The 19,412-nt window shown below is 56.6% G+C and carries 14 protein-coding genes; 6 read left to right on the forward strand and 8 right to left on the reverse strand.

Going from position 1 to position 19,412, the window contains the following annotated elements; translation table 11 throughout:
• Positions 1–84 precede the first annotated feature (84 nt).
• From ftsN to priA, 3 genes are all read right to left on the reverse strand, one after another.
• Positions 85–1,074 carry a cell division protein FtsN gene (gene ftsN / locus AC2T6E_RS21225; RefSeq protein WP_089599285.1) on the reverse strand — a complete coding sequence of 330 codons (990 nt, stop codon included), beginning with the start codon at positions 1,072–1,074 and terminating at the stop codon, positions 85–87.
• A 93-nt stretch (positions 1,075–1,167) separates the two neighbouring features.
• Entirely contained in the window at positions 1,168–2,193 is a 1,026-nt protein-coding gene (gene cytR / locus AC2T6E_RS21230; protein WP_042718153.1) for a DNA-binding transcriptional regulator CytR, read from the reverse strand.
• A 119-nt stretch (positions 2,194–2,312) separates the two neighbouring features.
• Entirely contained in the window at positions 2,313–4,508 is a 2,196-nt protein-coding gene (gene priA, locus AC2T6E_RS21235) for a primosomal protein N' (protein ID WP_486693165.1), read from the reverse strand.
• Between the two features lie 200 nt (positions 4,509–4,708).
• Between priA and rpmE the strand changes: the two genes are divergently transcribed.
• Positions 4,709–4,921, forward strand: a complete 213-nt coding sequence (gene rpmE / locus AC2T6E_RS21240) for a 50S ribosomal protein L31 (protein WP_003862040.1) — start codon at positions 4,709–4,711, stop codon at positions 4,919–4,921.
• Between the two features lie 315 nt (positions 4,922–5,236).
• The gene (locus AC2T6E_RS21245; protein WP_416719872.1) at positions 5,237–5,917 is read left to right on the forward strand and encodes an oligogalacturonate-specific porin KdgM family protein; all 681 of its coding nucleotides are present in this window, start codon (positions 5,237–5,239) and stop codon (positions 5,915–5,917) included.
• Positions 5,918–5,958: 41 nt separating this feature from the next.
• Here the strand turns inward: AC2T6E_RS21245 and metJ are convergent, their stop codons facing one another.
• Entirely contained in the window at positions 5,959–6,276 is a 318-nt protein-coding gene (metJ, locus tag AC2T6E_RS21250) for a met regulon transcriptional regulator MetJ (RefSeq protein ID WP_010436961.1), read from the reverse strand.
• A gap of 276 nt (positions 6,277–6,552) precedes the next feature.
• Between metJ and metB the strand changes: the two genes are divergently transcribed.
• From metB to katG, 4 genes are all read left to right on the forward strand, one after another.
• A complete protein-coding gene (metB, locus tag AC2T6E_RS21255; protein ID WP_089599282.1) occupies positions 6,553–7,713 on the forward strand; it encodes a cystathionine gamma-synthase in 1,161 nt (386 codons plus the stop codon).
• Positions 7,714–7,715: 2 nt separating this feature from the next.
• On the forward strand, positions 7,716–10,148 hold the full coding sequence (locus AC2T6E_RS21260; RefSeq protein WP_042718149.1) for a bifunctional aspartate kinase/homoserine dehydrogenase II: 2,433 nt from the start codon (positions 7,716–7,718) through the stop codon (positions 10,146–10,148).
• A 227-nt stretch (positions 10,149–10,375) separates the two neighbouring features.
• Positions 10,376–11,266, forward strand: a complete 891-nt coding sequence (gene metF / locus AC2T6E_RS21265; RefSeq protein ID WP_460213044.1) for a methylenetetrahydrofolate reductase — start codon at positions 10,376–10,378, stop codon at positions 11,264–11,266.
• A 209-nt stretch (positions 11,267–11,475) separates the two neighbouring features.
• Positions 11,476–13,656, forward strand: a complete 2,181-nt coding sequence (gene katG, locus AC2T6E_RS21270) for a catalase/peroxidase HPI (protein WP_108417935.1) — start codon at positions 11,476–11,478, stop codon at positions 13,654–13,656.
• Positions 13,657–13,739: 83 nt separating this feature from the next.
• Here the strand turns inward: katG and gldA are convergent, their stop codons facing one another.
• The 4 genes from gldA to ppc all read right to left on the reverse strand — a co-directional run bounded on the left by gldA (position 13,740) and on the right by ppc (position 19,156).
• Positions 13,740–14,843 carry a bifunctional L-1,2-propanediol dehydrogenase/glycerol dehydrogenase gene (gldA, locus tag AC2T6E_RS21275; RefSeq protein ID WP_089599279.1) on the reverse strand — a complete coding sequence of 368 codons (1,104 nt, stop codon included), beginning with the start codon at positions 14,841–14,843 and terminating at the stop codon, positions 13,740–13,742.
• Positions 14,844–14,855: 12 nt separating this feature from the next.
• Positions 14,856–15,518, reverse strand: a complete 663-nt coding sequence (gene fsa / locus AC2T6E_RS21280) for a fructose-6-phosphate aldolase (RefSeq protein WP_126546035.1) — start codon at positions 15,516–15,518, stop codon at positions 14,856–14,858.
• Between the two features lie 128 nt (positions 15,519–15,646).
• The gene (locus tag AC2T6E_RS21285) at positions 15,647–16,411 is read right to left on the reverse strand and encodes a helix-turn-helix transcriptional regulator (protein WP_126816757.1); all 765 of its coding nucleotides are present in this window, start codon (positions 16,409–16,411) and stop codon (positions 15,647–15,649) included.
• Positions 16,412–16,504: 93 nt separating this feature from the next.
• Positions 16,505–19,156: a phosphoenolpyruvate carboxylase gene (gene ppc, locus AC2T6E_RS21290; protein WP_108417931.1), complete on the reverse strand. Its 2,652-nt coding sequence runs from the start codon at positions 19,154–19,156 to the stop codon at positions 16,505–16,507.
• Positions 19,157–19,412: the final 256 nt, after the last annotated feature.

The raw sequence follows: 19,412 nt of genomic DNA on the forward strand, positions 1-19,412 counted from the left end.
CCTGGTTACAGATTCGGGAAACAGAAGCCCTGAGCCAGTGCTCAGGGCTGAATTAAATGATAGATGGGGGGGATTTTGGGGGTTTCAACCCCCGGAGGCGAGTCGAATGCAGTTTGTGTGACCGGCTACTTTCAAACGAGAGATAGTGCCATCGGCATTTTCTTTGCCTTTGACCGGGCCAATCACCACGCGGTTCCAGCCGTTGTTGGTGGTAATGCGTGAGTCAAATCCTTCGAACGCGAGCTGAGCACGCACGGTTTCGGCCTGCTCGGCGCCTTTAAACGAGCCGCACTGCACCATCCAGCGGCGTTCGTCTTTTTTCTCAGCCGTTTGCTTCGGCGCTTCGGTCTCTTTGGTCACCGGCGCGGCCTGCTGCGTTTTCGGCTGCTGCGCCGTGGTATGCGCTGGCGTCTGGAGCAGATCCTGATACGGCTGCGCCGCCTGCTTTTGCGGCTGCGCTTTTGGCTGTTGCTGAACAGGCTGCGATTGTACCGTACGCGTCTGCTGCTGTGGCTGCTGGTATGGCTGGGCCTTCGGCTGTTGTACCGGCTGGGTTTGCGTCCACTGCTGCTGTTGTTGCTGCTGAATTTGTGCCTGGCGCTGACGCTGCATCTGCAACGTTTGCTGACGCTGCGCAGGCGTTTGCTCATTCCACGGCACTTCATTCAGCTGCGTAGGCTGCTGGCGCATATCGGCCTGCATCTGTGCCAGCAGCTGGCGCTGTTCGTTCGTCAGCTGATCGGCATTTTTCACTTCGCCACCGGCAGACGGCTCGGTAGGCGCACGCACGCCAGGCTGGCGGCTTTCCAGCTCTTTAATATAGCGCCAGCGCTCCTCAGGCTTCGGCGGAAGGCCATTACCGGCCACTTTGTTGCCCTGAAGCGCTTCAGATTCTTCTTTTTTATGGTGCGTAATGAAGTACAGGCCGCCAATGAAGGCCACCAGTACAGCCGCAGCAATAGCGACCATTGCTGGCGAGACGGCAGGCAGGTTCCGCTGCTTGCTTTTTGAACTACTCTTTTTGCGTCGCGAAGGTGCCGGCTGGCCGCGACGTACATAATCTCGTTGTGCCACTATCGTTTCGCTGTATTTATTCGTTCGTCAGCCCGCCATGTTACTTAAGCGGCGGGGCTTTGACCAGATAAGGGTGTCCGAAAGGCATTTACTTTAAGTCAATGCCTGGGTAGAGCCGCGAACAATCAGCTCGCAGTCGAGTAACCGCGAGCCGCTGCTAACCGTTTGACCCTGCAGCTGATCCAGCAAAAGCAGCATCGCTTCGCGGCCAATCTGATAGCGCGGTTGTGAAACGGTAGAGAGCGGCGGATCGCAAAACTCTGAAAGCGAAATATTATCGAAGCCGATAATCGACAGGTCTTTTGGCACGCGTAACCCACGACGTTTGGCGTGTGACAGCGCGCCCAGCGCCATCACGTCGCTGTGGCAGAACACCGCCGTTGGCGGCTGCGGCAGCGCCAGCAGTTTCTCCAGCGCTTGTCCGCCCGCTTCAAAGGTAAAATCCCCGCGCGCAATATAGTGAGGGTCAACGATGGCTCCGGTACGGCGCAGCGCCTGAACATAGCCTTGCAGGCGGTAGTGGCAAAGCGGCATCTCTTCCGGCCCGGCAATACAGCCAATACGCTTATGCCCCAGCTCCTGAAGATAGTTCACCGCATTGAACGCGGCCGTCAGGTTATCAATATGCACCGTCGGCAGTTCCAGCTCTGGCGCGAACTCGTTGGCCATTACCATCGGCGGTAAATTGCGTTGTTCTTCAATGCTGGCATCAAACGGCAGGCGGGAGCCAAGCAGCAACATGCCATCAATCTGCTTGGTGATAATGAGATCGATAAAGGTTTTTTCCTGCTGATTCTGGTGGGCACAGTCGCCAATCAGCACCAGATAGCCTTGTTCAGCCGCCGTCACTTCGATACCGCGAATGATCTCGCTAAAGAAGGGGTCGCAGATGTCCGGCACAATCACCAGAATAGTCCGCGATTCGTTGCGCTTTACGTTGCGCCCCATCGCCTGCGGGAAATAGCCCACTTCCAGCGCCGCCTGTTCAACCTTGTTACGGGTCGCCTGGGAGACTTTATCCGGGTTCATTAATGCGCGGGACACGGTTGCCGTAGAGACTTGTGCTTTCTCGGCAACGTCTTTCATGGTCGCCGTAGTGACCTCTTTCCTGGACTTCAACGTCTTCTCCTCGCCTGAACACCGAACTGCGGACATCACCATTTTTACAGATAGTTAATGGAATCGGTTACAGAATTTTCATAAAAAGTGTGAGGCGCGTTAAATTTTTCGATCCGTCTTCAGCCTTCGATGGGATCGACGTCCAGAACCCACTTCACTTTGCGCGCTTCCGGCAGGGTGTTGATCAGCGCCAGCGTGCCGCTGACGATATGCTGCAGGCGGATACGTGACGGGTGCTGAAGTAAGATTTGCCAGCGGAAACGTCCGCCGCGTTTCGGGGCCAGCGCTGGAACCGGACCCAAAATCCACAGCTGACTATCCACCAGCGGGCTGGCCTGTAGAAGGTTTCTCAGCTGTTGCAGGAAAAGCGGCGCCTGCTGGTTGTTATGGTCTTCCGCGCGGATGATGACGTGGCTGGTCCACGGCGGCAGCTGCATGGTCTGGCGTTCGGCCAGCGCCTGTTCGGCAAAGGCGTCATAGCCTTTATGCAGCAACGTTTGCAGCAACGGGTGCTCAGGGTGGTGCGTTTGCAGCACCACTTCGCCTTGTTTTCCTGCGCGTCCGGCACGCCCCGCCACCTGGGTATAAAGCTGGGCGAAGCGCTCGGCGGAGCGGAAATCTGCCGAGAACAGCGCGCCGTCAACGTCCAGCAGGGCGACCAGCGTGACGTCCGGGAAGTGATGCCCTTTTGCCAGCATCTGGGTGCCAATCAATATGCGTGCCCCACCGCGATGCACTTCCGCCAGCTGTTGTTCCAGGGCGCCTTTGCGGCTGGTGGTGTCCCGATCGATACGCGAAATCGGTACGTCCGGGAAGAAGGGGCCAAGGGCCTGTTCCAGCTGCTCCGTGCCCAGACCGACCGGCACAATATGCGTTGAGCCACACGACGGACACTGGAGCGGCACCGGGCGCTGACTGTCGCAGTGGTGGCAGCGTAAATGACGCTGGGCCTGATGGAAGGTGTAGTAGTGGTCGCAGCGCGGGCACTCGGCAATCCAGCCGCAGTCGTGGCACAGCAGGGCGGGCGCGAAGCCGCGTCGGTTAAGGAACAGGATCACCTGGTTGCCCGCCTGCAAGTGCTGCCGCATTCGGGTAATCAATGCAGGCGCGAGCCCGGCCTGAACCTGCTGACCTTTCAGATCCAGCACGTGCTGAATCGCCGGACGGGCATTCCCCGCGCGACGCGTCAGGCGCAGCATATGGTATTTACGCTGGCGCACGTTGTGCAGTGTTTCGAGCGCAGGCGTGGCGGAGCCAAGAATAATGGGAATTTGCTCGCTGTGCGCGCGGTATACCGCTAAGTCACGGGCGTGATAGCGCCAGCCTTCCTGCTGTTTATAGGAGCTGTCGTGCTCTTCATCTATTACGATAACGCCGAGATTTTTAAACGGTGTAAACAGCGACGAGCGGGTACCGATCACAATCGCCGCTTCGCCGTTTTTCGCTTTCAGCCAGGCGCTGAGGCGCTCGCTGTCGTTAAGCCCGGAGTGCAGCACCTCAACCGGCGCGTTAAAGCGCTCCCGAAAGCGGGCGATGGTCTGCGGCGTCAGGCCGATTTCCGGCACCATCACCAGCGCCTGTTTGCCCTGTGCGAGCACGTTTTCCAGCACGCTCAGATAAACTTCGGTCTTGCCGGACCCCGTCACGCCCGCCAGCAGCCAGGCAGAGAAATGGTCCGAGGCGCTGTGAATCGCCCCCACGGCGGTAGCCTGCTCGGTGTTCAGACGCAGGCGATCGCCGGAGACGGAGAAGCCGTCGCGCCAGTCGTGAAGGGCGGGCGCTTCGCTTGCCAGTTCGCTCAGCCCTTTCTTTCTTAATGCCTGGAGCGCGGTTTCGCTGACCTCAAGCTCGTCGACCTGATGCCGCCAGATTTTTCCCTGACGCAGTGCCGCCAGCGCCTGCTGCTGTTTCTGCGAACGCTTCAGGCTGTTGATATCCACGGCCTGACCCTGCTCGGTTGCAAACCAGTACCACATCGGCGCATGGCTGGCGCTTTTGCCCTGGCGCAGCATGATTGGCAGCGCGTGGAACAGGACATCGCCAATCGGATGGTGATAGTAATCCGCCGCCCACAGCAGCAGTCGCCAGGTGCTGGTGGAGTAAACCGGCTCGCTGTCCAGTACCTCAACAACCGATTTCAGTTCATTAAGTGGCAGCTCGCTTTTTTCACTCACGGAAACCACGATCCCCACGCGCTGCTGTTTGCCAAACGGCACGGTCACGCGACAGCCCGCTTTGGCGCTCATGCTGTCGGGCAGCAGGTAGTCAAAGGTGCGGGGAAGCGGAACGGGCAGGGCAACGTGAGCGACGGGCATCGAATCTTCCTGACTTGAAAAGTGGCGCGTTAGTATACACATTAGTGAAAGCGGCGTGCGGATCAGTTTGCATACGCTGGTCAAATTCTGTATGATTCGCCGCCTTTGGTGTATATTACGCCAAAGAAATTACATTCAACATCGCGTGGTGTCTGGCGTTAGGGCTGGAAGAGCGACGCGGCCTTAACTGAGGTTCTCCCATGAAAAAAGATATTCACCCGAAATACGAAATGATTACTGCAAACTGCTCTTGCGGTAACTCTATCCAGATCCGTTCCACCGTGGGTCACGATCTGAACCTGGACGTGTGCGGCAAATGCCACCCGTTCTACACTGGTAAGCAGCGTGATGTTGCAACCGGTGGCCGTGTTGACCGCTTCAACAAGCGTTTCAGCATCCCGGGCGCTAAATAAGCATCCAGAAGAAACCGCCTCCGGGCGGTTTTTTTGTGCCTGTAATTTCCCTTCTGAATAAATCCTTGCATTATATTTAACGCTAAAATAATTAATAACGCGCTATCGGTTTTAATATATTTGTCTGGTGTATTCTTTGACGGATAGTGAACTGTATCTTCGTTTTCTTGAATTGTTTGCCACTGTTTTTCTTTGTGTGTCAAAAAATAAAAGGTTTCTCTCATTTCGTAAAATTACACTTCGCTCGTCATACATTCTTATTTGTCATTTTTACTGCGATGGCTTTCAGAGCGTGTTTACTTCGAGGGAAAGATTTTGAAAATTAAGCATCTGTTATTCGTACTGCCATTATTGTCCTGTGCGGCACAGGCGGGATATGTTGATTATCGTCACGAGTATTACGACGATGGGCGTAACTACGACCGCGTGTACATGTCGCACCGCTTTGGTACCGGCTTTGGCGTGGCTGTGGAGGCGGTATCACGCTCCGATAATAAGCAGTCTAACGACGCGCTTAATAATATGGAAAGTAACAGCAACGAATATACGGCAAGCTATCAATTTACCTGGCAGGGTTTTATGTGGCAGCCGGGCGTCGCCGTTGAAATGGGCGATGATATGGCTATTTATAAGCCGTATCTGCGGGTGCAATATAATATTGATGACAGCTGGTGGACAGCGTTCCGCTATCGTACCGAATACACTCGCCGCAATGCGGATGGAAAAGATGACCGTATGGTTTATCGCCCAGAAATGTGGCTGGGTTATAATATCGATAACTGGATGTTCGAACTGAACGGGATTTATAAGTTCGCCGATAACGAAGATCTGTATAACAACAAAAAAGAAGATTACGAATATAACTTCCGCGTGGCGTATAACATCGACTCGTGGATCCCGTTTGTGGAAGTGGGCAACGTCTCTTCCGGCTATAACACCGCCACCAGCGACGACCGCCAGACGCGTCTGCGCGTGGGATTAGGCTACAACTTCTAAAAAACATCCCGCTGAGTCACCTCAGCGGGATCGTACCGCAGTTAGTATTCCCACGTATCCGGGTCAATGCCCAGTTCACGCATGATGATTTTCGCCTCTTCCGGGATCTCATCACTGCGCTCTTTGCGCAAATCGTCATCGTTCGGCAACGGTTGGCCGGTAAACGCATGCAGGAACGCTTCGCACAGCAGTTCGCTGTTGGTCGCGTGGCGCAGGTTGTTCACCTGACGACGCGTGCGTTCATCGGTGAGGATCTTCAACACCTTCAGAGGAATGGAAACCGTAATTTTCTTTACTTGCTCACTCTTCTTACCGTGCTCAGCGTATGGGCTGATATATTCGCCGCTCCATTCAGCCATGAGATACCTTTAATCCTCTCAGTCATTAATCTAAAGGTGCAGAACCGATAACCGCCGGTTTTGAACCGTAATCTTGCCTAGTTTACCGTAGAGACGATACCGTGGCACGGATATTGCCGCTGCAGCGTGCACTAAAGCATATAATTTTAACGGCTATTTGCGCATTGCTCAATCTATACGCAAAGAAGTTTAGATGTCCAGATGTATTGACGTCCATACTTTCAATGTTTACTCTGGTGCCTGACTTTTCACCTATTAAGCCAGGAAGCCCTCACCATGACGCGTAAACAGGCCACCATCGCAGTGCGTAGCGGATTGAATGATGACGAGCAGTACGGCTGCGTTGTCCCGCCGATTCATCTTTCCAGTACCTATAATTTCACCGGATTTAATGAACCCCGCGCGCATGACTATTCCCGTCGTGGCAACCCTACGCGTGACGTGACCCAGCGTGCCCTGGCAGAGCTGGAAGGGGGGGCGGGTGCGGTATTAACCAATACAGGTATGTCCGCAATCCACCTGGTGACGACGGTGTTCCTGAAGCCTGGCGACCTGCTGGTTGCGCCGCACGACTGCTACGGCGGCAGCTATCGCCTGTTTGATAGCCTGGCAAAACGCGGCTGCTATCGCGTGCTGTTTGTCGATCAAAACGACGAACAGGCGCTGAAACAGGCGCTGGCAGAGCAGCCGAAGCTGGTTCTGGTGGAAAGTCCAAGCAATCCATTGTTGCGCGTTGTCGATATTGCGAAAATTTGTCAGCTCGCAAGGGATGCGGGAGCGATAAGTGTAGTGGATAATACGTTCCTCAGTCCGGCCCTTCAGAACCCGTTAGCACTGGGTGCCGATCTGGTGTTGCATTCATGCACTAAATACCTGAACGGTCATTCTGATGTGGTGGCAGGCGTGGTGATTGCAAAAGATCCCGACGTTGTCACCGAACTGGCATGGTGGGCCAATAACATTGGCGTCACCGCGAGCGCCTTCGACAGCTACCTGCTGTTACGCGGCATTCGCACCCTGTCGCCACGCATGGAAGTGGCGCAGCGCAATGCCCAGGCGATCGTCGATTTCCTGAAAACCCAGCCGCTGGTGAAGAAACTCTATCACCCGTCGCTGCCGGAAAATCAGGGGCATGAGATTGCCGCGCGCCAGCAGAAAGGATTTGGCGCGATGTTGAGTTTTGAACTGGACGGTGACGAGCAAACGCTGCGTCGCTTCCTGAGCGGGCTGTCATTGTTTACGCTGGCGGAATCATTAGGTGGGGTTGAAAGCTTAATCTCCCACGCCGCGACCATGACGCACGCAGGTATGGCACCGGAAGCACGTGCCGCCGCCGGGATCTCTGAGACGCTGCTGCGTATCTCAACCGGCATTGAAGATTCTGAAGATTTAATTGCCGATCTGGAAAATGGCTTCCAGGTCGCAGCCAAGGGGTAATCATGAGTGTGATAGCGCAGGCAGGGGCGAAGGGTCGTCAACTGCACAAGTTTGGTGGTAGTAGTCTTGCTGATGTGAAGTGTTACCTGCGCGTTGCAGGGATCATGACCGAGTATTCACAGCCGGGTGACATGATGGTTGTCTCGGCGGCGGGCAGCACCACCAACCAGTTGATTAGCTGGCTGAAACTGAGCCAGACCGATCGCCTTTCTGCGCATCAGGTACAACAGTCTTTACGCCGTTACCAGAGCGAGCTGATTGCCGGCCTGCTGCCTGCGGACGTGGCGGATGGACTGATCAGCGCCTTTACCCATGACCTTGAGCGTCTGGCTGCCCTGCTGGACAGCGGTATTACCGACGCGGTCTATGCCGAAGTGGTGGGCCACGGTGAAGTGTGGTCCGCACGTCTGATGGCCGCCGTTCTGCAACACCTGGGCGTGGAGGCGGCCTGGCTCGACGCGCGTGATTTCCTGCGTGCCGAACGCGCCGCGCAGCCTCAGGTGGATGAAGGTTTGTCCTACCCGCTGCTGCAACAGCTGCTGGTGCAGCATCCGGGCAAACGTATCGTCGTGACCGGCTTTATCAGCCGCAGCAACGCGGGCGAAACCGTGCTACTGGGCCGTAACGGCTCGGACTACTCGGCAACGCAAATTGGTGCCCTGGCGGGCGTGTCCCGCGTCACCATCTGGAGCGACGTGGCCGGTGTCTACAGCGCGGACCCGCGTAAGGTGAAAGATGCCTGCCTGCTGCCGCTGCTGCGTCTCGACGAAGCCAGCGAGCTGGCGCGTCTGGCCGCGCCGGTACTGCACGCCCGTACGCTGCAGCCGGTTTCCGGTAGCGATATCGACCTGCAGCTGCGCTGCAGCTATACCCCGGATCAAGGCTCTACCCGTATCGAACGCGTACTGGCCTCCGGTACGGGCGCGCGTATTGTCACCAGCCACGACGACATCTGCCTGATTGAGTTCCAGGTGCCTGCGGGCCAGGACTTCAGGCTGGCGCATAAAGATATCGACCTGATCCTCAAACGTGCTCAGGTGCGCCCGCTGGCCGTCGGCGTTCACAACGACCGCCAGCTGCTGCAGTTCTGCTATACCGCAGAAGTGGCGGACAGCGCGCTGAAAATCCTCGATGAAGCGGGCCTGCCGGGCGAGCTTCGCCTGCGTCAGGGTCTGGCGCTGGTGGCGATGGTGGGCGCGGGCGTCACCCGTAACCCGCTGCACTGCCACCGCTTCTGGCAGCAGTTAAAAGGCCAGCCGGTGGAGTTCACCTGGCAGTCGGAAGAGGGAATCAGCCTGGTGGCCGTGCTGCGTAAAGGGCCAACCGAAAGCCTGATTCAGGGTCTGCATACCTCCCTGTTCCGCGCGGAAAAACGCATCGGCCTGGTGCTGTTCGGGAAAGGGAACATCGGTTCCCGCTGGCTGGAACTGTTCGCCCGTGAGCAGGAAACGCTCTCCGCGCGTACCGGATTTGAATTTATTCTCGCGGGCGTGGTGGACAGCCGCCGTAGCCTGTTGAATTACGAAGGGCTGGACGCCAGCCGCGCGCTTGCCTTCTTTAATGATGAAGCCGTTGAGCAGGATGAAGAGTCCCTGTTCCTGTGGATGCGCGCGCACCCTTACGATGACCTGGTCGTGCTGGACGTGACCGCCAGCGAGCAGCTTGCGGATCAGTATCTGGATTTCGCCAGCCACGGCTTCCACGTCATCAGCGCTAACAAGCTGGCGGGGGCGAGCAGCACCGATAAATACCGTCAGATCCACGACGCGTTTGAAAAAACCGGTCGTCACTGGCTGTACAACGCCACCGTTGGCGCGGGGCTGCCGGTTAACCATACCGTGCGCGACCTGATTGAAAGCGGCGACAGCATTCTGGCGCTGAGCGGTATCTTCTCTGGTACGCTCTCCTGGCTGTTCCTGCAGTTCGACGGCACCGTACCCTTCACCGACCTGGTGGATCAGGCATGGCAGCAGGGCTTAACCGAGCCCGATCCGCGCGTGGACCTTGCCGGGAAAGACGTGATGCGTAAGCTGGTGATCCTGGCGCGTGAAGCGGGCTACGACATCGAACCGGGTCAGGTGCGTGTTGAATCGCTGGTGCCTGCGGGCTGTGAGGAAGGGTCTGTGGATCACTTCTTCGAAAACGGCGACGAGCTGAACGAGCAGATGGTACAGCGTCTGGAAGCCGCCAACGAGATGGGCCTGGTGCTGCGCTACGTGGCGCGTTTCGAGGCGAACGGTAAAGCGCGCGTAGGCGTGGAGGCGGTGCGTCCTGAACATCCGCTGGCGGCGCTGCTGCCGTGCGATAACGTCTTCGCTATCGAAAGCCGCTGGTACCGCGATAACCCGCTGGTGATCCGCGGTCCGGGCGCGGGGCGCGATGTCACCGCCGGGGCGATCCAGTCCGACATTAACCGTCTGGCTAAGCTACTGTAACCTCTGTATTTCCCTCTCCCTGTGGGAGAGGGTTAGGGTGAGGGCATCAGACCGCACTCACCCCCCATCATGAATTCCCTTCATCTTCCCTGAACAAACCTCACCGTTATTGTTGATTATTTATGTTGACGTCACTCCGCTTTTCCGTCATTTTTACATCTGGACGTCTAAACGTATAGAAGTTCACAACACCACAGACAACGACACGCGATAGATAGAGGTAAGGTATGAGCTTTTTTCACGCCAACCAGCGGGAAGCCCTGAATCAGAGCCTGGCCGAAGTAAACGGCCAGATTAACGTCTCTTTTGAATTTTTCCCGCCGCGCACCAGTGAAATGGAGCAAACCCTGTGGAGCTCTATCGATCGCCTGAGCAGCCTGAAACCGAAGTTTGTTTCCGTGACTTATGGTGCTAACTCCGGCGAGCGTGACCGTACGCACAGCATCATTAAAGGCATCAAAGATCGTACCGGTCTGGAAGCGGTACCGCACCTTACCTGTATCGACGCCACCCGCGACGAGCTGCGGGCTATCGCCCAGGATTACTGGAATAACGGCATTCGTCATATCGTTGCCCTGCGCGGTGACCTGCCGCCGGGGAGCGGCAAGCCGGACATGTATGCCGCCGATCTGGTTGCGCTGCTGAAAGACGTGGCTGACTTTGATATCTCCGTTGCTGCTTATCCTGAAGTGCATCCGGAAGCGAAAAGCGCCCAGGCGGACCTGCTCAACCTGAAACGCAAAGTCGACGCTGGCGCGAACCGCGCGATAACGCAATTTTTCTTCGATGTTGAAAGCTACCTGCGCTTCCGTGACCGCTGTGTTTCTGCGGGTATCGACGTCGAAATTATCCCGGGCATTCTGCCGGTCTCTAACTTCAAACAGGCGAAGAAATTTGCCGATATGACCAATGTGCGCATTCCGCTTTGGATGTCTAAAATGTACGAGGGGCTGGACGATGACCCGGAAACACGCAAGCTGGTGGGCGCAAATATCGCGATGGACATGGTGAAGATCTTGAGTCGTGAAGGGGTGAAGGATTTCCACTTCTACACGCTGAACCGTGCAGAGATGAGTTACGCCATATGCCACACGCTCGGCGTTAGACCAGGCGTGTAACAAAAAAGAGCCCTCTTCGGAGGGTTTTTTGATTTATAAGGGTTTTATTTTCCTGCCATATCAGCAATGCTGCCTTTGACGTACAAAACTCATGTATTTTCCATGGGAAATTAAACGGATTTAACTATCGAATCTGTGGGTTATCTCAACTATACCTTATCAACAAGGGCGTATATCGTAACGGTAACACTGTAAAAGGGAGCAAAGCGATGAGCACGTCAGACGAGACCAATAAAGCGGCATCAGTCGGCAAATGCCCGTTCCATCAGGGCGGCGTCGATCACAGCGCGGGCGCAGGTACAGGCAGCCGCGACTGGTGGCCAAAACAACTCCGCATCGATCTTCTTAACCAACATTCCAATCGTTCGAACCCACTGGGTGAAGACTTCGACTACCGCAAAGAATTTAGCAAGCTTGATTACTCCGCCCTTAAAGGCGATCTCAAAACACTTTTAACCGATTCTCAACCGTGGTGGCCTGCCGACTGGGGCAGCTATGCGGGCCTGTTTATCCGTATGGCCTGGCACGGGGCAGGTACCTATCGCTCCGTTGACGGACGCGGTGGTGCCGGACGCGGTCAACAACGCTTTGCCCCGCTGAACTCCTGGCCTGATAACGTGAGCCTGGATAAGGCGCGCCGCCTGCTGTGGCCTATCAAACAAAAATACGGACAAAAAATTTCCTGGGCTGACCTGTTTATCCTCGCGGGTAACGTGGCGCTGGAGAACTCCGGCTTCCGCACCTTTGGTTTTGGCGCCGGGCGTGAAGACGTCTGGGAACCGGATCTGGACGTCAACTGGGGCGATGAAAAAGCCTGGCTGACCCACCGTGACCCGGAGGCGCTGGCGAAGCGTCCTCTGGCCGCCACCGAAATGGGCCTGATCTACGTTAACCCGGAAGGGCCAAACGCCAGCGGTGAACCCCTGTCTGCGGCGGCGGCAATTCGCGCGACCTTCGGCAACATGGGGATGAACGACGAAGAGACCGTTGCGCTGATCGCGGGCGGCCACACTCTCGGCAAAACCCACGGCGCGGGTGAAGCCACGCACGTGGGCACCGACCCGGAAGCCTCGCCGATTGAAGCGCAGGGCCTGGGCTGGGCGAGCACGCACGGCACGGGGATTGGCGCAGATGCCATTACCTCCGGTCTGGAAGTCATCTGGTCGCAAACCCCGACCCAGTGGAGCAACTACTTCTTCGAGAACCTGTTCAAATACGAATGGGTGCAGACCCGCAGCCCGGCAGGTGCGATTCAGTTTGAAGCCGTGGATGCACCGGAAATCATGCCCGATCCGTTTGACCCGTCGAAAAAACGTAAACCTACCATGCTAGTCACCGACCTGACGCTGCGTTTTGATCCGGAATTCGAGAAAATTTCCCGCCGCTTCCTGAACGATCCGCAGGCTTTCAACGAAGCCTTCGCGCGTGCCTGGTTCAAGCTGACCCACCGCGATATGGGGCCAAAAGCGCGTTACATCGGCCCGGAAGTGCCGAAAGAAGATCTGATTTGGCAGGATCCGCTGCCGCAGGCGGTGTTCAATCCTTCGAAAGAAGACATTGAAAGTCTGAAAGCGGAAATTGTGGCATCCGGTCTGTCCGTGAGCGAACTGGTTTCGGTTGCCTGGGCGTCAGCGTCAACCTTCCGCGGTGGTGATAAGCGCGGCGGTGCCAACGGCGCGCGTCTGGCACTGGCACCTCAGCGCGATTGGGACGTGAACGCCGCGGCGGTTCGCGCGTTACCGGCTCTGGAAGCTATCCAGCGCACCACCAATAAAGCCTCACTGGCCGATATCATCGTGCTGGCGGGCGTCGTAGGCGTTGAGCAGGCTGCGAAAGCCGCAGGTGTTTACGTCAACGTACCGTTCACGCCGGGCCGCGTCGATGCGCGTCAGGACCAAACGGATATCGAGATGTTTACTCTGCTCGAACCGATTGCCGACGGCTTCCGCAACTACCGTGCGCAGGTGGATGTGTCCACCACCGAGTCACTGCTGATCGACAAAGCCCAGCAGCTGACGCTGACCGCGCCAGAGCTGACGGTGCTGATCGGTGGCCTGCGCGTTCTGGGTGCCAACTTCGATGGCAGCAAGAATGGTGTATTCACCAACCGTGAAGGCGTGCTGAGCAACGATTTCTTCGTGAACCTGCTGGATATGAACACCCAGTGGAAAGCGACCGATGAATCAAACGAACTGTTTGCCGGTAGCGACCGCACCAGCGGTGAAGTGAAATACACCGCTACCCGTGCCGACCTTGTCTTCGGTTCCAACGCTGTCCTGCGCGCGCTGGCTGAGGTTTACGCCAGCAGCGATGCCAGCGAGAAGTTCGTTCGTGACTTCGTAGCGGCATGGGCGAAGGTGATGGATCTGGATCGGTTTGACCTGCAGTAACCCTTGTGCCGGGTGGCGCTAACGCTTACCCGGCCTACGGGCAAAAAAATCCCCGCTGATGCGGGGATTTTTATTCACGCTATTTACTCCCACTCCTGCAGGAACCGCTGCCCATACTGGTCGGCAACCAGCAGCGCCGCGTAAACCTGATCCGGTGACACGCCGCCCGGCATGTTGTGAATGGTTTCACCTTCTGCGCAAGATGCCTCCGCAATCAGACGCATTTTCGCCGGAATATCTTCTTTGATGTTCAACTGCGCCAACGTGATCGGCAGCCCCACGCTGTGGCAAAGTGCCGCGACGGTTTCGATCTCTTCTACCGGCGCGTTTTCCAGCACCAGTTGAGTCAGCGTGCCAAACGCCACTTTTTCGCCGTGGTAGAAGTGATGCGCATCCGGTACCGCCGTCATACCGTTATGAATTGCGTGTGCCGCTGCCAGACCACCGCTTTCAAAACCTACGCCGCTGAGATAGGTGTTGGCTTCGATAATGCGTTCAAGAGCAGGCGTCACCACGTGCTGTTCCGCTGCCAGCATCGCCTTCTCACCCTCTTCAACCAGCGTGTTGTAGCACAGCTCGGCCAGCGCTAACGCCGCCTGTGTGCACTTTCCGCCCGCCATAGTGGTTGCCCCGCTGCGCGAGCAGGCGCGTGCTTCAAACCAGGTTGCCAGCGCATCGCCAATCCCGGCGGCCAGCAGCCGCGCCGGTGCGCCCGCCACCACTTTGGTGTCGACAATGACCATGTTCGGGTTGTGCGGCAGCATCAGGTAGCGGTCGAACTCACCGCTGTCGGTATAAATCACGGAGAGGGCGCTGCACGGCGCATCGGTGGAGGCGATGGTTGGCGCAATGGCGACCGGCACGTCCATAAAGTGGGCAAGCGCTTTGGCGGTATCCAGCGTTTTACCGCCGCCAATGCCCAGCACCGCCATGCAGTCGGCGCTGTCGGCCAGCTTTTTCAGGCGATCGATTTCATTTTGTGAACATTCGCCACCAAACGGCGCAATTTCGGCATGCAGTTCGGCTTTTTTAAAACTCTGACGCAGGGTTTCTTCGGCAAAACCCAGCACAAATTTATCGCCAACAACCAGCCAACGCTGTGCCAGCGGTTTCAGATAGTCGCCGAGACGGGTAAGCACATCAGCACCCTGGATGTATTTCCCAGGTGATTGAATGATACGGTCCATAACAGTTCTCCCTTAGAGGTTGAGGTTACCAAACGCGTTTTTCCAGTCCTGCTCGAACTTCTCTATGGCTGACTCTACCGCTGGGGTGCCGAGCATTTGTTGCGCTACATCTAAAGGAAGCGTGATTGCTTCACATCCGGCGAGAAGGCAGTCCAGCGCCTGACGCGGCGTTTTGAAGCTGGCGGCGAGCACCCTGCTTTCTGGCGCGTGCAGTTCCAGCAGGGATTGCAGCTCCTGGACCATGCGAATGCCGTCACCACCCTGAGCATCAACGCGGTTTACATAGGGCGCGACATATTTCGCGCCCGCCAGCGCGGCGAGCAAACCCTGTGCGGCGCTATAAACGGCGGTACCCAGCGTGGTAATGCCCTCTTTTTTCAGCGCCTTGATCGCGGTAAGCCCCTCAGCCGTGACCGGGATTTTCACCACGATGTCCGGGATGGCGTTACTCAGGCGTTTAGCTTCCGCCACCATGCCTTCTGCGTCGCGGCTCATGGTTTGGGCAAACAGCGTGCCTTCTGGTCCAATGGCTTTTTGCAGGCGCGGGAGCACCTCCCAGATGGATTCGCGGCTGGCAGCAATGATGCTCGGATTTGTGGTGACGCCCGCTATGGGAAAAATGCGCGCCAGGCGTTCTACTTCTGCCACGTTGGCGGTATCCAGGTACAGTTCCATTATTTTTCCTTAAGTCAGAAAGGTTGAATAAAGGATACGGCGCACCCAGGCGCGGCGAATACAGGCCAATTTTGCTAAATACTGGACAAATGTAATGTCCTTAGCGAAGTGAGAGAGCGATCACAATGCTACTTTTTGGCGATGAGCTGGCTGTGATACTGGCGTCGATATTCGGAAGGGGAACGTTCGGTGTGTTTGCGAAAGAGACGGCAAAAGTAGTTGCTGTCCGTAAATCCGCAGCGAGTGGCGATATCTTTAATTTTGAGATCGTAGCCTTTCAGCAGCTGACGCGCATGTTCCAGGCGCGTTTTTGTTAAATATTCATTGAATCCGACGCTGCCGACTTTCTGGAATAGATGGGAAAGGTAGTTTGGTGAGATGTAGAACGCCTGTGCTACGGATTCGCGAGTTAACAAAGAGGCATAATTTTCTTCGATATAGCTCCGAACGGCTTCGAACAGTGCCCGGCTGCGGCTGTCTGTGTGAATTTCGCTGCCAAGCAGATCCCGGCAGTGGCTGAGCAGACTTAAAATCACCAGCCTTGCTGTGTCTTGCTCCTCAGGCTGCATCTGTAATTCGGTGAGCGTTTGCAGAAGAAAAGCCCCCGTTCGCGGGCCACGTCGGGCAATCTGTAATTGTTGTAAGAGTACATTGTCACGCTGTAACTCGATTGTAAGCTGCTGCTTACCGAAATGTATGCTCAGGACGTGAGGCGCGGGAGGTGTGATTTGTCCAAAAAAAGAAAAAAAGGCCTCGCAGGGGGTATCAAGCGTAATGCCGAGGCAGGGAGAGGTTCGGGGATGCTGTTCAGTCAGCGCTGAGAAATGAATCTGACCCAGCGGTAACGAGCGGTTCACCAGGTCAGTCAAAATCTGGGTGATATCGAAATGCATAAGGGACTACCGAAATTTGCCGGGTGGCGCTAACGCTTACCCGGCCTACTTATCGTAGGCCCGTGCAAGCGCAGCGCCGCCGGGCGTAAAGCATTAGCCAGTGTTACGCATACCTGCCGCAACGCCTGCAATCGTCACCATTAACGCCTGTTCGACGCGTGGATCCGGCTCTTTACCTTCCTCTTCTGCCAGACGCGAACGGTGCAGCAGCTCGGCCTGCAGGACGTTCAGCGGGTCGGTGTAGATATTACGCAGCTGGATAGATTCGGCAATCCACGGCAGGTCTTCCATCAGGTGTGAGTCGTTGGCGATATCCAGTACCACTTTGATGTCGCCTTCCAGCAGTTCGCGCAGCTCTTTACCCAGCGTCCACAGCTCAGGTTTCACCAGACGCTGATCGTAGTATTCCGCCAGCCACAGGTCAGCTTTCGAGAAGACCATCTCAAGCATGCCCAGGCGGGTAGAGAAGAACGGCCAGTCGCGGCACATGGTTTCCAGTTCGTTCTGTTTGCCGTCTTCCACCACTTTTTGCAGCGCGGCACCGGCACCCAGCCAGGCGGGCAGCATCAGGCGGTTCTGCGTCCAGGCGAAGATCCACGGGATCGCGCGCAGAGACTCTACGCCACCGGTTGGGCGACGCTTCGCAGGACGTGAGCCCAGCGGCAGTTTACCCAGCTCCTGCTCAGGGGTTGCCGAGCGGAAGTAAGGCACGAAATCTTTGTTTTCACGCACGTAGCCGCGGTACAGATCGCAGGAGATATCTGACAGTTCGTCCATGATGCGACACCAGGATTCTTTCGGCTCCGGCGGCGGCAGCAGGTTCGCTTCCAGAATGGCGCTGGTGTAGAGCGACAGGCTGCTGATCGTCACTTCCGGCAGACCGTATTTAAAGCGGATCATCTCGCCCTGCTCGGTGACGCGCAGGCCGCCTTTCAGGCTTCCCGGTGGTTGTGACAGCAGCGCTGCGTGAGCAGGTGCGCCGCCACGGCCGATTGAGCCACCGCGTCCGTGGAACAGGGTCAGTTCAATACCGGCTTTCTCGCAGGTTTTGATCAGCGCGTCCTGCGCCTGATACTGCGCCCAGGATGCCGCCATCACGCCCGCGTCTTTTGCGGAGTCTGAATAGCCGATCATCACCATCTGCTTGCCCTGAATAAAGCCGCGATACCAGTCGATGTTCAGCAACTGCGTCATCACGTCGTTGGCGTTGTTCAGGTCATCGAGGGTTTCAAAGAGTGGCGCGACCGGCAGAGCGTAGTCGATACCGGCTTCTTTCAGCAGGAGGTGAACGCCCAGCACGTCAGACGGGGTTTTCGCCATGGAGATCACATAGGCGGCCACCGATCCTTTCGGCGCATCCACGATCGCCTTACAGGTATTGAGCACTTCGCGGGTGTCGTTGCTTGGCTCCCAGTTGCGCGGCAGGAGAGGGCGCTTGGAATTCAGTTCGCGGATCAGGAAGGCCTGCTTGTCGGCTTCGGACCAGCTTTCATAATCACCGATGCCGAGGTAGCGGGTCAGTTCACCCAGCGCTTCGGTATGACGGGTACTTTCCTGACGCACATCGATACGCACCAGCGGCACGCCGAAACACTTCACGCGGCGCAGGGTGTCGAGCAGTTCGCCGTTGGCGATGATGCCCATGCCACAGGCCTGAAGCGACTGGTAACAGGCGTACAGCGGCTCCCAGAGCTGCTCGTTCTGGCTGAGCAGACCTTCGGGTTTCGGCAGGCGCTGACCTTTGAGGCGTGCTTCCAGCCAGGCCTGAGTCGCCATCAGCTGACCACGCAGTTTCTTCATCAGGAAACGGTACGGCTCGCTGGCACCTTCTTCTCCGGCCAGCGCGCGCAGTTCCGGCGTTGCTTCAACCATCGACAGCTCGGAGATCAGTACCTGAATATCTTTCAGGAACAGATCGGTCGCTTTCCAGCGGCTCAGCAGCAGGACGTGACGGGTGATTTCCGCGGTCACGTTCGGGTTACCGTCGCGGTCGCCGCCCATCCAGGAGGTGAAGCGCACCGGAACAAAATCAACCGGCAGGCGGTAGCCCAGGTTCTCTTCCAGCTGTTCGTTCAGCTCGCGCAGGTAGTTTGGTATCCCTTCCCACAGGCTGTTTTCCACCACCGCAAAGCCCCATTTGGCCTCGTCGACCGGGCTTGGGCGATGTTTACGAATTTCATCGGTATGCCAGGACTGGGCAATCAGCTGGCGCAGGCGTCGCATCAGCTGGTTGCGCTCGTAGTCGGCAATGTCTTTGTTATCCAACTGCTTCAGACAGTTGTTCACTTCCACCATTTTGTGGATCAGCGTACGACGAGTGATCTCGGTTGGGTGAGCGGTCAGCACCAGCTCCAGCGAAAGAGATTCCACCGCTTTTTTGATGGTGGCTTCGTTGAGATTGGGCTGGTCTTTGAGTTTACGAAGCGTACGGGCAATGACTTCCGGGTTGCTGGCAGCTTCGCCATTTGGCGAAATGCTGTGGTATTGCTCAGCGGTGTTGGCCAGATTCAGGAACTGGCTGAATGCGCGTGCAACGGGCAGCAGCTCATCATTTGACAGGTTCTGCAAGGTGGTGAGCAGCTCCTGACGATTGGCTTCGTTACCGGCACGGGAAGATTTAGACAGCTTGCGGATGGTTTCAACGCGGTCGAGGATGTTTTCCCCCAACGCATCTTTGATGGTATCTCCAAGCACTTTGCCGAGCATACTGACATTACTACGCAACGCGGAATATTGTTCGTTCATAAAAACCCAGTCACCCCATCATTTTTGTTTATGCCCAATCGAAAATCTTTTGGACATTATTTTGTCATCTCCCTTTATAAAGCCACGTAAAACCCCCGTCGTCAATTGCTGCGAAAACGGTTCAGCAAACGAATAAATGTGGGCAATTTACGAAATTTAATTCGCTTTGCGTCAGATAAGAGATGCTTATGGGAATGTGACGGAGATCGCGGGATTTACTCCCCTCACCCTAACCCTCTCCCCAAAGGGGAGAGAG

This window comes from Enterobacter sp. B79-1 (assembly GCF_057444735.1).